Origin of the sequence: Corynebacterium afermentans subsp. lipophilum, from assembly GCF_030408375.1 — a bacterium.
Taxonomy (GTDB): domain Bacteria; phylum Actinomycetota; class Actinomycetes; order Mycobacteriales; family Mycobacteriaceae; genus Corynebacterium; species Corynebacterium lipophilum.
Window position 1 is genome coordinate 579,397 of sequence record NZ_CP046530.1, and the last position, 15,503, is coordinate 594,899.

Sequence of the window (15,503 nt, forward strand, 5' to 3'; positions counted from 1 at the left end):
CGCTCCTATTCACCCATGTCCCTGGCGGATGGTCGGTTGACGTCAGGGTCTGGCTCCAGCGCGTACGGATCGACGCGATGTTCTTCCGGTGCCGGTGACCACGACAGGCGTTTGGGCCGCACAAGTTCATCACGGTAGACCTTCGTCTCGGCCTCAATCTGCTTCTGGTCGGCGTAATCGCGGACCCCCTCGATGGTCTTCTCGAAGTCGCGTATATACGCCTTACGCTGCTGCTCTAATTCCTTCGAGGCTTTCTGGAATGCCTTGGAGTACGACTTGTACGCCCTGTTGTAAGCACTCTCATAAGCAGCTGTGTAGGCCTCGTCAAAACCGGTTGCAAAACCCTCTTCCCGGCCCCTCCAGAAGCCTTCTTCTTCGCCAATAGCGTGGCCATCGGGCTTTCCATCCTTAACGCCCTTGTAGTACCCGCTTGCGTAGCCTTTCTTGTGCCCCGTCTCTCGGGCTTGGTCCCTGGTCTTTCGGTTCTGCGCCTTGCGTTTGGCCATGTAGGCCTTGCTTTCTTCCTCAAACTCGCGCTGACGCTTAACGATGAGCTGCAGCAACAGGGCAAGCGCCATTGCTGCCTGGCGCTGCTGTGTGTGCAGGCTTTGCGATTGGGCTTGCAGGCTGGACTCGCGCTCGTCGAGGTCAGCAGCCCTGGTCTTCAGCGAGGCCCCGAAATCCTCCAGATCCGCAGAGGCGGAGTCAAGCTCGCGTTCGCGCTGCATATTGCGCTCTGTGTGGAGCTCAATATCTGACCATGCCTCCTGCAGGGCCATGTACTCATCCTTGGATAGCCCACTGCCAGCACGGGGTGAGTTTTCCATCTCAACGTCGTAGCCCTTGTCGCGCATGAACTCCTTCATCTGCTTCTGCAGACCAGCAACCTTGACGCGACCGCTAATTACCTTTCCGCGCTTGTTCTTGTTTGGGTGATCTTCCGGATAACGCAGATCACGATGCTGTGACCAGGTTTTGGAAAACGCCGATTGAAGCATTCCGGGAGATTTTGAAGAAGGGGCGAAACTGTCCGCGAAAATATGTATGTGTGGGCGTGACTCATCGAAATTCAGTGCAAATCCATGTATCGCCTGCTGGCCTCCAGGCAATACCATTCCGAAGTATTCCAACACATCCTGGAAATATTGGTTTACAGCTTCTGGGTCCTTTGCAACCCAGCGTGATCGCATTAACGGCTCGCCATCTTCGTCATACTTTATGTCGCCGTTTTCGTCACGTCGGTAATACACGTTCGGTATTTCTCGCAGAAGCGAAATAGGTGCGTAAACAATAAACGTCGAGTATTCGTTCTGATTATCACGAGGCGCTCGATCTATTTGGAGATTCCGCCATTCTGCGTAGTGGACAACATCGCTGGAATCCATGCAGAGGTTGAAGCCACCGGCACCGTCGTTGACGAAAGCAAGGTTCTTCTCAGTCTCTGCGGCAATGATGGAGTCGTTCCGCTCGGCGTACTTCGCCACCAACTGGGGGTCCAGGTGGCGCATGCATTCATCGAGAAGGGCCTTTCGGCCGGTTGTTTTCGACTCCCTCTCACCGAATGCGTGGTGCTCGACGTGAAAGCCAGTACGTGATGCGTGATCTGTTGGCACGGTCCTTGTCCTTACTGTGAAAACTTCATTGAACATGAGCCGCACCACTCATGAAAAGAAATCTACACTACCTCAGAATCAATTGTCAACAACTAATCGGGACAAATTTGCTAAAGGTGAGTTTGTGGTTTTGGTAGAATTACGGAATATCGCAGCGTAACCGTTGTAAACATGAGATCGGGACGGGGGAGAAACATGTGCAACAGCGGCCCTCGCACGAGCAGCTGTACATGGGGTCACAACCGCGAGGTGTACACCCGTGTTCCTGGGGAAATGCGTTTTGAAACACGCGATTGCAGCCGGATTGTGTGGTGCCTTCCGAGCAAAAAGCCTGTCACCTGCAGATTTGATGCTGTTTGCCGCACGAGGTGGGGCCTTTTTCGGGCCGTTTTCACGTTGAAAAGAGCCATCGGACTGAAATCGGCCTCTAAACCCTCAGGTCCTGAACCCCGATTTTGGCTCCGGACTGAAATCGGCTTTGTACCAGCCTCGACTCGCAATCCACGCCCTGGGGGAGGCGTTTTGCGCCGTTTCAGGCCCATTTCAACGCCTCTGCGGCGTTGAACCAATTTTTCTGCACTTGGGGACCCCTCGCAGGCTATGCCGGGACCCTGGCCAAAACCTTGCTGCGCTGCGGTTTTGTCCTCCCCGGCATAGCCTGCCCCCAAGTGCAGAAAAATTGTGATAGCCCCGTAGGACAAATCGGCGCTCCGCTGGATTTGTCTCACGGGGCCCTTGCAGGGGGCTACCGGCTGCCGCCGGAAGGCACCCACAGGCCACACTGCGCCCCCGACACTGCATGTGTTCGTGTCGGGGGCTTGGTGGCGCTGTGAGCGCCTGAACGGGCCCAGTCGGGCCCAACACTGCGCGCACTCGTGTTGGGCCCTTTGTGGGCATTGGAGCACCGACCGCGCCCGCCCCGGGCGCTTGTGGTGCATGGGCGATCCTGGCGGGCAATGGAGCTTGCCACCGACCATATCTGGTCACCCCAGGACATGTACGACAACGAGTGAATGTGTCGTTATCGCAGATCTGCCACACTTTGTGGAGAAAATGTCACGATCTGTTGAGAAAAACGATGAAAAATCTCAAGAAATTTCATCACATTTGGGCTGTTCGCTGTTCCGCAACCATTGCAACAATGGCCTGGTCTACACGTTGAACAACGTATGTGAAACTAGATTGGCTTAAATAAATCCGGGGGTGTGTCACGAAGTTCAGGGATAGCTTTCTCTAATTCCTCAGTCCATAATGCATACATCTCCCAAACCTTACGTTTGATTAGTGGATCATCATGGTTCGCATGTTGAAGTTTAGCCAATTCTTTTTTGACCTCATTAAACTCGTGATTCTCAAACGTATTCCAACAGGGCGCCCATCTGTGCAATTTCCACATATTCGATAGCGAATCCGTGAGATTGCACTCTTTCAGTATTCGGTAATAGTGATTCTCGGTTTCATGGATATCATCTCCCGGTGAATACTTGTCCCAGTTGTACATCGAAAGGAGAATGAGTTGTAAACGAGTTTTAATATCTTTGACGCTAGGAAGAAGGGCTTTCTTCTTTGCTACAAGTAACTTCGAGTAATCATCTCGGGCGAAGAACTTCCCGTTCTCGTCTATGTCTCCAAATGGTCCTAGGTCATCACTGAACCCCGCTGGGGGCGTCGGCAGTAGTGGCGCTGTAGGTAGTTGCTCGATTGGCTTTGGAGCAACGGCATTAGCACTCGCTGTGGCGCCCTCCGTCGGGTCTGCAGGCCTCTCAGCGACTGCTAGTGTCTCTGGGGCCTGCTGTGTCTCTTGTGGCTCTTCTACGACCTCTGCCTCAATGATTTCGGGGTCTTCTGCGGCGTTGCCTTGGGCCTCCAGACTGAATGTGGCATAGAAGTCCTCCGGTGCCACACGTGGTGTCATGCGCTCCCGGACCGCAGCATCCGCTGCAATAAGCTCTTTAAGCTGTTCGTGCTGGATGCGCTCCGCGCTGGCTTTGATGACCTCATTGTTGGGGTAGAGGCGCGCCGTCTCCATCATCTGTCGCAAGTTTTGCCGGACGCGATTTCCAGCGCGATAACCTGATCCCAGAGCATCATCGCCTAGGGCCTCTTCGAGGATGGAAACCTTGAAACTGTCGGTGTCGACCTCAACCAGAATGGGGAAGGTGCGCCCAAGTTCCCGGCTTGCATCGTCCTGGCCCTGGATCACTTTGGTGAACTCTTGGAGCAGCTGTGCTTTGAACTGCTCTATCGGCATCTCGCTCATTACTACGCACGTATCGTGTAGAAACGCTGTCTCACCCTGCGAGGTCTTGACGAACCGCGCGTTATCGAACTGATCGGGTTGCCGCTTGAAGAAGCTGACCAGCTGCTCGCTGCCACCGAGTGCGTCCTTGATGGCGCGTAGGGTGAAACCTTCCCGTTGGGTTCCACGCTCCACACCGCGCAGCATCACCAGCCGCTCACCCTCGTACCGGCTTAGAGCCTCCAAGGTGTCCTTTTCGAACTCCTTCTTCCTCTCCCAGTACTTACCGTAGTCGGGGATACGGAAGTCGAAGACCTCTTGCTCGCTGCCGGCCAGCACCTGAGCTGCAGCTTTGCAGAAGGGTGCCGCGTCGAAGCTGTCTTCAACCTGCAGGTAGAACACGAGGCGATACGAAGGCGGGCGCTGCGTAACAAGGTAGGCGTGTCGCGCGCTGCGCAGGCGCTTTGCATCTGCCTTGATGCCGAGCTGCAGCGCCTCCTTGGGCATGATCTCGCCTCGGACCACTCGCGAATAGGGGTCGTTGGAGAGCCTTCGCGGCGTGTTGGGCTTGCCCATAAGCTTGTACCGCTCATAGCCTGTTTCCCAATCCCACCCTGGCGAAGTTACAAGGTCTTCACGAGCGTAGGGCTCCTTGTTCGCATGCTGCGGTGCATCGTGCAGCATGTACTCGATAGCGGGGTAGAAGTGCTTCACTGCACCAGCGTGCTTCCAGACCTTCTCCTCGGGCACGCCGAAAATCTCCGCCCATTGCGAGCGAGTGCGTGCGGCTTTGAGGCGATCCAACAGTACAACTAAGTGAATGTGCGCCTCTGGCGTATCAGGCTTGTGGACTATGTAGACGTAACGGTCCGCGCCTATTTGATCTAGCGCACGTTGCACAGCCTCTACACTCCACAGCTGTTGTCCAGTAGCCGGGTTTGTCAGGTACTGCATTATCGATACGCATCGAGACGTTTTGGTGTTCCAGTAGTGCTTGTTCGCCATGTGCACAATATACACTTTTCGGCAGAAATATACAATGAGTCGAAAAGTGTATCTGGAAAAGTGTATATCGCAGTGTATCGGCAGCGTATCTAGTGCTCTGCAGGTTGCGTTTGTAATACACACATACACATTAATGTGTATGTGAGGACGCAAATGTGTATTTGTGTATCCGCCCGCACTGGCGCAGTGTGGGCCAACCCGCAGGGATAAAATGTGCTGCAAGCTGGCCCAATGGCGCCCTTGGGTACCGATACCGGGGGAACAACGTGCGCCGGGGTGATGCTCAAGCAGAAGCCGAACATGGCATTGGAAAGGCGAACAGCATCCGACTGGCGCATACACATTCAAAAGTGTATCGGGTGTATACCAAGGAAGTGTATGACCCACAGGCACGCGCACGCACGTCTATTTATGCTGGTAAATGGACATGTACTTGTGTGTTCGCTTTTCCGCAGGTACACAAATACACTTTTTGCACACATATAGAGCAGTAGTAACTTTAGAAAGGTTTTGGAAAAAAGTGCGAACGGGCGAACACGGCCTATTTTTGCCACTATTTTCCCAGCTCACGGCACCTTTGTGGCTGTTCGGCCCAAAAAACCGGTGAAAACGAACGTCTAGCAACACGCCTGGTCAGGGAGGGGATATGTGTTCGTCCGATTCTCGTGAAAAACCGCACGCTGTCTTTTGTGGGTCCAAGGGACTGCCTTCGTGGGACTCGCTGCAGCAAGTGCGCGCTGCTCGCGGTAGTGGTCAAAGCAGCTCGCTGCCCGGGTGTCGAGTGCTCAACAAACACTGCGACGCTTTCCGCCCTCAGCACGGTAGGGTGCACTGCGACCAAAACAACACCCCCGACAGAGGCTTTGTCGGGGGTGTTGTTGTGTATCGACTACAAGGTGTTCAGTAGTGGCTATCGATCCAGTCTTCTAGGTCTTGCGTCCTGTAGATCACTTTGCCGCGTACTTTTGTGAACGGCGGGCCGCTGCCCTCAGAGCGCAAATTGGCCAAGGTCTTCATGCTCAAGCCCACAAACGCCGCAGCGTCTGCTGTGCTCATGGCGTAGACTGACATAGGTTCTGTCTCTGCAACACGCAGCGTCTTCACGTCTTCTGACATGGGAAAATCACTCTCTGTAGATCCAAGAGTGCCCACGTCATCTCGCTGGCAGTACGTCTACTGTGTGCCCAGCACCGGTTGCTTTACTCTTCTGCCGTGCTCGTTCACACCCAACCTCTGGTGCTCACACGGCAACTCGGCTCCTACATCGAGCGCGGGCGAGTGGCCACCTCGTTGTCCCCGCACTGGCACTTGAGCGTTGTGCTCACACGAGACTATACATCCTTACGGTTCCCTGTGCTACCCTGCGATTCCCGATACAAAACAACAACGACCCCTTTACTGTCTCGCTAGTACACAACTAGAATGGGTCTCATGAGTACAAAAAAGAGAACAAAAAAGGGTGCAGCGCGCACGAAGCTAGCGCCCGGTGAGCACTCAATTGACCGCGCAGCAGTGCAAACGAAACCAGGCGGTGTCAAGGTCATCCGTTGGCAAGGCACGCTTCCTGACGGCAAGAAAATCCCACGGCAAAAGACGGAGATGACCACACGCTCAGATCGTGCGCTTCGCGACAAAGCGAAAGCAAGGTGGGAAGCCCTGGTGCAAAGCCAGCATTCCACCGTCGAGAGCACGATGGCTATGACCCGCTACATCGATGACGTGGTTTCGCCTGCGCTTGAGAAAGCACTGGCATCCGAGCACATCAAACCGAAGACGTACAAGCGCCATGCTTTGTCGCTGAAGCACCTACGCAGCGCGTTTGACGGCTACAGCATCAGTGATGCTGTGCGTTTTCGAACCATGGAGCGCGCGCTGATCGACATTGCCTACGCCCACGGGCACGAGTCCGCACGTCAGTGTCGTACAGTCCTATCGAAATACATCCTCGGTTCGCTTCGTCGTGATGAGCTCATTCAGGGCAACCCGTTGGCAGGCATGTCCATCGATCTACCGAAGGTGAAGAAGACCACCAAGGGCTCGTCCAGCGACGTCACCCTGACGCTAGAAGAGTACGAGCGAGTGGTGGACCACTTGCTTGAGCGCGACACGACAGTGCCGCTGCCACCGGGAACCGACAGGCGCGGTTCGTCAATTAGACTGCACCAAAACATCGTGCGCGCAGCACTCATCCAAGCTGGTATCGGACTTCGCATCGGTGAAGTCGTGGAGCTGCGTTTTAGCGATATGGCGGTCGATGCAGACAATCACATGCTTGCCCCAGTTAGCCCAGAGAAATCCAAAACGCATCGGGGCCGAAACGTCCCCTTGGTCAACCCTCGTATCGAGGAATACATCGCCAAGCTTGCGCGCTCTAGCAATCCAGATGACTTGATCGTCGGTGCGCCAGCTGATCCGACAAAGGTGTGGGACTCTAACGCGGCCAGTAAAGCTGCCACCAAGCTTTTCAAGGACATGGCCAAGGTGCTCAACATGCCGAAATTGGCGCAGATGACGTCGCACTCCTGGCGTGCCACCCTCAACACCTTGACTGCCCCCTTCATCCCGCTCGAAGTACGCGCTGCGTACTTCGGCCACTCGCAGGAGGTCAATATCCGCTACTACACGGACATGACAGCGGTGGATCTGATGCGCGGTGCGCTGCAGTCCCAAACGGACGCCGACGATGCCGCTGAGCCGGATGGAGACACCCAGGCGCCTCAGCCGCGACTTACCGTCGTGACTGAGGAAGAGCCGTCCGCCGATGACCCCGACATTGCGGTCTAGTGGGGTGCTTTTGCCAGCTTCAAATCGTCCCTATAAGCGTCCCTATAGATGCGGGAGGCATAGGGTTCCCTAGAGTTCCCTAGGGTTCCTGCCCCTATTAAAAGACCAGCTCAGCGGGGCTAACTTACCAGGGTATCGAACTGGATACGAATAACCCAGAGGTCGTTGGTTCGAATCCAGCCCCCGCTACTAAGATAAGGTCCCTACCAGTGCAAATGCTGGTAGGGGCCTTCTTTATTTTGTGATCGGATCGCCATTTGGTGCACTACGTGGTGCACTAGGGTCAAAATCCTGCACCAAACGGAACTGCGACGCTCCAACGAAGCGGCGCAGGTTTTCGGGGCATTGCTTAGTGATTGCTAGGACGGCAGCAACGAAGGAACGCCACGGGAGCCGGCAGTTCGAGGAAAGCAACTGCGAACTGCTGTGCAAGTCTCACAACCGCGCCAAAGGTAACGCTTAACCAGCGGCGACGCGGGGATCTAACAATGCTGCGTCGCTAGCGCTCGCACCCAGCGAGCGAGCATCAGGCTGCGCTAGCGACGCTCAGCACGCTTCAGGTGCGGTGGTGCCGTGGCAGGGCGCGACCGGCAGAGCCGGACTGAATACGGGATTGCCCACGTACACCCCGTATTCGTGCAAAGGAGCACTGCCATGTCCACTCATTCCCACACGCTTGCATCTCACGGCGAGATCCTCGCGAACCTCCCCGGCATCCTCGGCTTCTACCCGAACAACTCGCTGATCCTCGCGTTCTTCGTCGACGGCGAGGGCGTCGACACCGTCCGCCTCGGCCCGGTCGCGCGGTTCGACCTGGACGAAGCTGTTGCAAAGCTCACCGAGAGCCGCGAGCGGTTCGCAGCGTGGGCCCACCACCTCGAACTCGACGCTGTTATCGCGTACATGATCAGCGACGACATTGCACAGCCGATCTTCGACGAGACGGCCACGTACCTCACCAGCGGGGCAGTGCACCTACCGCCGCTGCTCGGGGTGGTGCAGGTGCCTGAGATCGTCACCGGGGCTGCGTGGTGGTCTGTGTACCAGCATCCGCTCATCGACGAGCCGCGCCACGGCGTTGTCGGCGAGGTCGCCGCATCGGCGGCGCTGCGGCAGATGCTAGAGCACACCGGCGAGCTGCCGGAGCCGAGCAAAGACGACATCGAGGCACGGTTGAACAGCACCGATCACGGCATCGACGCTGCCGAGCACGCCGACATCATCGAAGACGCGCTGGCGTATATCCCGCCCATGTTCTCCGACGTGCTGCAGCGTGAATACGAGCAGGCGGCGGCAGGAATAACCCAGCCGAGCACGCGCGCTGTTCGATCGGCGCTGAAATGCTTCACTACAAAGCGCTTGCGAGACGCGCTGCTCGCGGCGCTGCTCGATGACCCGCAGGCTGGCCTTGCGTTCATAGAGCAGGTTATGCGCGCTGTCCCGACCAGCTGGCCGGGGATGCGGGCGCAGCTCACCGCCACTGTCGCAGTGCTCGCGCACGCCACCGGCCAGCCGGGACTAGCTGGCGTGGCTGCGCAGCGAGCCACCGAGATCGGGCCAGACGAGAACTTCCCGTCGCTGGTGGCGAAGCTGACCGATATCGGCCAGGGCGAGCGGATGGTCGAGCTTGTCCGCGAAGGCGCCGAGAAGACCCGCACGATCTTGTTTGCCGAGTAGCACCACACACCCCGTTGCAGCAATGCAATGGGGTTTCTTTTTCTCGTCGGCCGTGGCTTGCAGAGATGCACACCTAGCGGGGCGGGGGAGAACCCCCTAGACAGCAGAGCTGTCTCCAACAGACGGATTGACCATCAATCCGAACAAGGAGGCACGTGATGCGCGACATCACCCACACCGACCTGGAACTGCTCTACCAGCTCGCCGACGGCATCGACGGCGAGGACGCCGATCCGGGCGCAGCGCAAGAACTGCGCGACCTAGAGGCGGCAGGCACACCGCTGCCCTGGGCAGTGCTGTAACGACAGCTCAACCACCCCGCAGCAGCAAAGCAGCTGCTTAAGTACCCAAATTGCACGGCAAATCACACCCACTCACGTAAGGAGAACCATCATGTCCAACCCCTTCAACAACGGCACCATCGTCGGCAACGCAGCTCGCGCACCCAAGCTGTTCGAGCACGCAAACGGTGGCGCGACGGTGAAACTCAGCGTCTATGCGCGCAACACCTTCAAGAACAAGACCACCGGCAAGGTGGAGTCCGAGATCGTGGAGCTGACCGGCTACGTCCAGGACGCGAAGAACCCCGGCGTGTTCGGCTGCATCGGCTCCGGCGATCGCGTCGCGGTGAGCTACTCGCTGAAAACCGACTTCTACACCGACAAGGACGGTGTGAAGCACTACCCGCTGGTCGCACGCATCGACACCGTGCAGCTGATCGACTCCAAGAAAGAGTCCGCTGCGCGCGCAGCCCGTCGCGGAGGCGAGGCGGCGAACGCCGCCCTGGCTGGCGCTGACGCCGACAACGACGAAGCACCGTTCTAACAACGACACCCGCAGGGAAACCTGCGGGGTAATTTTTTCAACTATTTCACGGTGTTGATCCAGCTCGTTCACGGCCTTACCCAACTGAACAAAACCCAACAGCCCTAGCATCAGCTTGGCGATCGGGGAGGAGTCTTTTGAGTAGGTCTGTCCCTCCTTGAGGAACTTCACCGACACTCCTTTGCTGACTAGCTCGTCAACAATGGCGTACAGATCCGTCAGTGAACGCGCGCACCGATCCATCGACGTGACGACAAGCTGATCTCCTGCACGGACATATCGCATTGCTTCATCAAGTCCAGGGCGCTCACGCGATCCACCACTGGCCTTATCCGTGTAATAGGTGAAGACCTTCTCTGCCTTGAGTTGTTCAATCTGACGATCAAGGTTCTGATCTTTCGAACTCACCCGGGCATAGCCCACCTTTTGTCCTGAGATCGCACCCAACTGTTCAGTGATCTCCAGAGGCAGTGACGGTTCTGTTCCGTTAGTCTTGGAACTAACCCTAGCGAACAGGAAGTTTTGTCATTCACAAATTGTTCGCTTGGGGTGTACCCCAAAAGCCTCATGTCTCGATTATGCCTCACAAACCCCTACCGAGCACCACCCTGCGACAACTTAGGGCGAGGCGCTTTAGTGAGACGGGGAGGAGGCCAATTGCCCCATGAAACGGTCTCACATTCCAGTTCCTGCCGGGTGTCTCATAAAACTTTAGGTTTTCAGGACGCTCCGCGACCGCTAGTGGGCCATATAAGCGAGTCGGGTGTGGCCATCGACAGCGGCATGGACGTGGTCGAACCCGATCGGGTCTTCCGGTCGCGGATCGGTCGTGGACTCGCCAACCGCCGCTGTCGGGGATGCGGCTGAGTTTCTTCACATCGATATGGATGAGCTTGCCTGGCCACCAGCAACGCTCTCGCATGCGTGGTCAAGCGGGCGTTACCGTTGGGCATAGAGGCCTCCTGGCAGTGAAGAACTAGACAGCTCCACTAAGCCAGGAGGCCTAGCTATTTCACAAGACCGAAAGTGCCACCAACGTCACGGTCGAGTACAACTAGTGGGTGTCACTGTGGCTTTCCGAAGTTCACCACACTGACGTTCCCGTCATTGCGGGGGGCGGTACAGAGGGCTCCTGACGGCTTGCCCGAAGCACTCTGCACGAATTGACTTCCGGCCTGATGCCGCTGTACCAACCTGTCCTGATAGGCGGGCGCCTCGTTTGCCAGAAGATGGGCAAGCTTCCCTCTCCCCCTTGCTTTTTGGGAGTCCTCGGCCAGCTACGGGATCGTGCCTGGCCGGTCCTCGGTCGAGTTGTTGTCCGGAGTTGGTGTGCAGCAGTCGGGTTCCCCGCTTTGCCCGGGGCCCTCGCCTGTGGGCGGTGTTCCCTGTCTGATGCGCAGTCTCCTGCGCCGGTTGAGGGCGGCCAATGCCGATGCGAGCACCACGGCTGCGGCGAGGGCTGCGATCAGGGTGCTGTTGTCGCTGATCCAGGCGCTGGCGGCGGCTGACCATACGGCGAGGCTGTTGGCCTGTGCGGTTCCGCCGGTGGCGGCGGGATACCAATACCAGCTGAGGTAGGCGCCGGTTATGGTGAGGATGAAGGCGGCGATGCGGTTGCTGTGCTTGGCGAGGCCGGTGATACTTCGCCCGAGGGCGGCCCCGGCGATGGCCGTGCCTGCCGAAACGAGCATCAGGACAGTGGCCGAGCCTGCGGCGTAGGCGGCGAAGACCGCGAGCAGCCCGGCGTAGCTGGCGACGGCCTGGGCTTGGGCGATCACGGCCAGGAGCACCCCGAGGGTGCAGCCGAGGGATGCTGCGGCGTATCCGACCCCGAAGGCCACCATGCGCCCGGGTTTGTGACCTGCCCCTGCGGCTTCTTGTGTGCGGGGTTTCGTGGCCCAGGCCGGCAGACGGAGCCGTGGTGTGAGTCCGGTGAGCATGGCCAGGCCCAGCAGGAGAAGGATCACCCCGGTGGCCATTCCCAGCCAGGGCGCTGCGCTGATCAGGGTCCTGGCGCCCGCGCTGACGATCAGCCCGAAGGCTGCCAGGGTCCCGGCGAAGCCGAGGCTGAGCGCGAGCCCGGCCCGGAGCCCGTGGGCCAGACGCAGCGCGAGCGGGCGCGTCCGGGCGTCCCCGATGGTCTGGGCTATCCAGGCGGGCAGGAGGGCGAAACCGCAGGGATTGACCGGGGCAATCATTCCAGCGGCGAAGGCCAGGGCAAGCAGGGCTGTCATTGGGCACCGGCCTTGGTGAGTTCTTCTTGGATCTTTTCCGCAGACGGGTCGGTGGCCCGGAAGGTAACGTCGCCCTTCGCGTCGACCACCACCAGGGTGCTTATGGAGGTGACCTTGTACCGGGTGGTCAGTGTGGCCTCGGTGTCGATGACGGCAGGGAGCTCAGGGGCCTTGATGTAATCGCGGAATCCGTTGATGGTCTCCTTCGGTTCTCGGGGGTCCACGTCCACCAGGAGGTAGTCGGCCGAGCTTCCCAGGGCCGTGGAGGCCTTGTTCAGGGAATCGGCCCCTTCCACACACTCACCGCATCCGGCAGAGAAGAAGAACAGTGCTGCGGGCTTACCGTCCGGGATGGTCCGGGTAGTGCCGTCAATGTCGGAGACCGTAACAGCAACGGCACCGGCCGCGTCGGGCGACGAACCGCCTGGCGCGGCCGACGGGCCGCTCGGTGAGCTGGCGCAGGCGGTTGTCAGTGCCATGACCGCTGCCAGAAACAGGGCGGAGGCGAGGTGCCTGGGCCGGGGAACGGACAGAGAACGGCGGGATCTCGGGTATGTCATGGTGTCTGGTGGTTCCTTCCAGGAATGGGGATGGGGACTCAGGCGGTGCCGTGGTCGGTGCGGTGGTGCTCGGGGGATGCGGGAGGGCAGCAGTCGTCGGTCCTGCGGCGTTTTCGCTGCCTGGTGACGGCGATGATCCCGGCCAGGAGCACCGTGGCGGCCGCGAGTAACACGAGGGGATTTGAGAAGAATCCGGCGATCGCGCCGAGGGCTCCGGCGGCGATGAGGATGGGTCCTGCGCAGCACAGGATCATGGCCGCTGCTATGCCGATTCCTGCGGCCAGTGTGTGGTATCGCCCGGGGCGACCGGTCTGCCGGACGGGTTGATGGCCGGTGTCTGGCTGTTCTGGGTGCTGGGTCATGTCATGTCCTTTTAAAGCTCAGCAGCAGGAGTCCTGCGCCGCGGGGGCCCGCGTGGCGGCCGCGGCGAGGAGGGCGGAGGCCATGGCGGCACCGGCCCGGTGTGCCGCCTCGATGTCCAGGACTTCGCCGTCGGGATGGGAATCCAACCACGGCTGGGCGTCCTCGCGGGAGGCGAAGTAGTGGACCTGGTTGCAGAACGATGACCGCACCGGCCCCGTGCCCGGGTGGCTGATGATGGACACGACGGCGGTGGCCGGCTGCACGGAGGTCACCGTGCCGTCCGCGCCCGTCATCACCCGGATGAGGGTCCCGCTACCCGGGGAGGTCGACTCAATGGTTGCGGCCTTCCCGATCAGGGCCGGGAAGAAGAGGGTGTCCAGGGCGCACCAGGTGTAGAGCTGTTCCCCGGCCAGGGTGAAGCGATGCGGGGTGGGCCGCATCGTCAGGGCCAGGCCGATGATGCGGCCCTCGTCGTCGTACTCGGTGTCCGGGACGGCGGCCAGTCCCTGCCGGACCGTGTCTTCGCTCCGGCCACTGGCGGTGGCCAGTTCGGCGACCGTGACGGGCTCGCCCGCGGCCAGGAGCCGCAGCAGCGGCACGAACAATTCCGGGTCTATTCCGGAGCGCGCGGGGGACAACAGATAGGTGAGGGCCTGGTCGGTGGCGGTCATGGCATTCCTTTGCTTCGGTAGTGGGGGCTGCAGCTCAGGCGCAGCAGGAGAGCTTGGAGACGTCGGTGTTGAAGGCCTTGGCGGCGATCCTGATGCCCTCGGCCATCGTCAGGTAGGGGCTCCAGGCGGCGGCGACCTGCGCGGTGGTCATGCCCGCTTCGAGGATGTAGACGCCGGCGGCGGCGATTTCCCCGGCGTCCTTGGCCACCGCGGAGAGGCCCAGGATCCGTCCGGTGTCGCGGTCCGCGACAACCTTGATGAAGCCGCGGGTGTCGCGGTTGACCACGGCTCGCGGCACGTACTCCAGGGGGAGGACCCGGCACTCGCAGCTGATCCCGGCGGCGACAGCTTCCTTTTCCGTCATCCCGACCGCCCCGATGGCGGGACTGGTGAAGGTGACACGGGGCAGGTGCCGGTAGTCGACCTCGGCCAGGGCATCGGTGAACGCATTGTCCACGGCTAGGGCGCCGTGGGCCGCTGCGACGTAAACGAACTCCCGATGGCCGGTCGCGTCCCCGGCGGCCCAAACCCGCGGGTTGGACGTGGCCAGGCGGGAATCGACCACGATCTCGCCGGATGCGCCGGTCTTCACCCCGACGGCGTCAAGGTCCAGTCCCTCGGTCACCGGGCGGCGGCCCAGTGCCACGAGGATGTGGGAAGCGCGGAACACCTCCTCGCCCCCGGCCACGTTTGCCGTCACCGAGACCCCGTCCGGGCCGGAGGCCACGGAGTCGGCCATGGCCCGCCGGACCACCCGGATCCCCTCGTCGGCGAACACCCCCGCCAACGCCTTGGATGCCTCCGGTTCCTCCTGCGAGGCCAACCGGGAACGGACCAGCATGGTCACCCGGGAGCCCAGCCGGGAGAAAAGCTGTGCCATCTCCAGGGCAACATAGCCTCCGCCCAGGATCAGCATTGATTCGGGCACCTCGTCCAGTTCCATCGCCGTCGTCGAGGTCAGGTACCCGGCCTCGGCCAGTCCGGGAACGGGGGGCACGTAGGGTGCGGAGCCAGTGGCCACGAGGTAGTGCCCGGCCTCGATCGTTCTCACTGCACCATCCGGGGAGATCACCCGGAGCAGCGGTGCGTCCTGGGTTCCGGTGAACGACGCGTCCCCCGAGATCATCGTCCACCCGTAGTCCGCGGCCAGATCGACGTACTTCTCCGTGCGCATGCTTTCAACCAGCGCGGCCTTGCCCTGAATCAGGGCCGGCATGTCCACCGGGCCCGCCGAGGCCGCCACCCCAGGGAAGCGGGCCGAATCCAACGCCACGTGGCGGGCCTCCGCGGCAGCCAGGAGCGCCTTCGACGGGACGCAGCCCGTGTTCACGCATGTCCCGCCCACGGTGCCGCGCTCCACCATCACGACGCGCTTGCCCAGCCCGGTGGCCCGGATCGCGGCCGCAAACGCTCCGCCGCCGGAACCAATAATCGCCAGATCGAACTTTTCGTTTGTCATTCCAGATGTCTCTTCCCTGTGGTTCAAAAGTTCCTATGGAACCATTGTGAACCTTCCAGTACAATGGAAGGTC

The 15,503-nt window shown here is 59.9% G+C and carries 12 protein-coding genes and 2 pseudogenes; 4 read left to right on the forward strand and 10 right to left on the reverse strand.

The window, feature by feature from the left end:
• Positions 1-5: 5 nt before the first annotated feature.
• From CAFEL_RS02760 to CAFEL_RS11225, 3 genes are all read right to left on the reverse strand, one after another.
• On the reverse strand, positions 6-1,613 hold the full coding sequence (locus tag CAFEL_RS02760; protein ID WP_194560898.1) for a FliH/SctL family protein: 1,608 nt from the start codon (positions 1,611-1,613) through the stop codon (positions 6-8).
• 1,177 nt (positions 1,614-2,790) lie between these two features.
• Entirely contained in the window at positions 2,791-4,857 is a 2,067-nt protein-coding gene (locus CAFEL_RS02765) for a hypothetical protein (RefSeq protein ID WP_194560899.1), read from the reverse strand.
• Between the two features lie 900 nt (positions 4,858-5,757).
• Positions 5,758-5,973 carry a helix-turn-helix domain-containing protein gene (locus CAFEL_RS11225; RefSeq protein WP_095537094.1) on the reverse strand — a complete coding sequence of 72 codons (216 nt, stop codon included), beginning with the start codon at positions 5,971-5,973 and terminating at the stop codon, positions 5,758-5,760.
• A gap of 315 nt (positions 5,974-6,288) precedes the next feature.
• Here CAFEL_RS11225 and CAFEL_RS02770 point away from each other — a divergent pair, with 315 nt between their 5' ends.
• The 4 genes from CAFEL_RS02770 (at position 6,289) to CAFEL_RS02785 (ending at position 10,143) form a co-directional block, all read left to right on the forward strand.
• A complete protein-coding gene (locus CAFEL_RS02770; protein ID WP_194560900.1) occupies positions 6,289-7,641 on the forward strand; it encodes a tyrosine-type recombinase/integrase in 1,353 nt (450 codons plus the stop codon).
• A 654-nt stretch (positions 7,642-8,295) separates the two neighbouring features.
• Positions 8,296-9,318: a DUF4192 domain-containing protein gene (locus CAFEL_RS02775; protein ID WP_194560901.1), complete on the forward strand. Its 1,023-nt coding sequence runs from the start codon at positions 8,296-8,298 to the stop codon at positions 9,316-9,318.
• 158 nt (positions 9,319-9,476) lie between these two features.
• On the forward strand, positions 9,477-9,620 hold the full coding sequence (locus CAFEL_RS02780; RefSeq protein WP_016456431.1) for a hypothetical protein: 144 nt from the start codon (positions 9,477-9,479) through the stop codon (positions 9,618-9,620).
• Between the two features lie 91 nt (positions 9,621-9,711).
• Positions 9,712-10,143, forward strand: coding sequence for a single-stranded DNA-binding protein (locus CAFEL_RS02785; RefSeq protein WP_194560902.1), 432 nt, complete (start codon positions 9,712-9,714; stop codon positions 10,141-10,143).
• A gap of 99 nt (positions 10,144-10,242) precedes the next feature.
• Here the strand turns inward: CAFEL_RS02785 and CAFEL_RS02790 are convergent.
• The 7 genes and pseudogenes from CAFEL_RS02790 to merA all read right to left on the reverse strand — a co-directional run.
• A pseudogene (locus CAFEL_RS02790) lies at positions 10,243-10,566 on the reverse strand (recombinase family protein); the annotation flags it as partial.
• Positions 10,567-10,893: 327 nt separating this feature from the next.
• Positions 10,894-11,044, reverse strand: a pseudogene (locus CAFEL_RS11280) (IS481 family transposase); the annotation flags it as partial.
• A gap of 376 nt (positions 11,045-11,420) precedes the next feature.
• Complete coding sequence (locus tag CAFEL_RS02795; RefSeq protein ID WP_194560903.1) at positions 11,421-12,377, reverse strand: cytochrome c biogenesis CcdA family protein; 957 nt, start codon at positions 12,375-12,377, stop codon at positions 11,421-11,423.
• Complete coding sequence (locus CAFEL_RS02800; protein ID WP_228496497.1) at positions 12,374-12,856, reverse strand: TlpA family protein disulfide reductase; 483 nt, start codon at positions 12,854-12,856, stop codon at positions 12,374-12,376. Before CAFEL_RS02800 ends, CAFEL_RS02795 begins: the two co-directional genes overlap by 4 nt.
• Before the next feature lie 119 nt (positions 12,857-12,975).
• The gene (merT, locus tag CAFEL_RS02805) at positions 12,976-13,299 is read right to left on the reverse strand and encodes a mercuric ion transporter MerT (RefSeq protein WP_228496498.1); all 324 of its coding nucleotides are present in this window, start codon (positions 13,297-13,299) and stop codon (positions 12,976-12,978) included.
• Between the two features lie 18 nt (positions 13,300-13,317).
• The gene (gene merB, locus CAFEL_RS02810) at positions 13,318-13,971 is read right to left on the reverse strand and encodes an organomercurial lyase MerB (RefSeq protein ID WP_194560904.1); all 654 of its coding nucleotides are present in this window, start codon (positions 13,969-13,971) and stop codon (positions 13,318-13,320) included.
• Positions 13,972-14,005: 34 nt separating this feature from the next.
• On the reverse strand, positions 14,006-15,430 hold the full coding sequence (gene merA / locus CAFEL_RS02815) for a mercury(II) reductase (RefSeq protein ID WP_194560905.1): 1,425 nt from the start codon (positions 15,428-15,430) through the stop codon (positions 14,006-14,008).
• Positions 15,431-15,503: the final 73 nt, after the last annotated feature.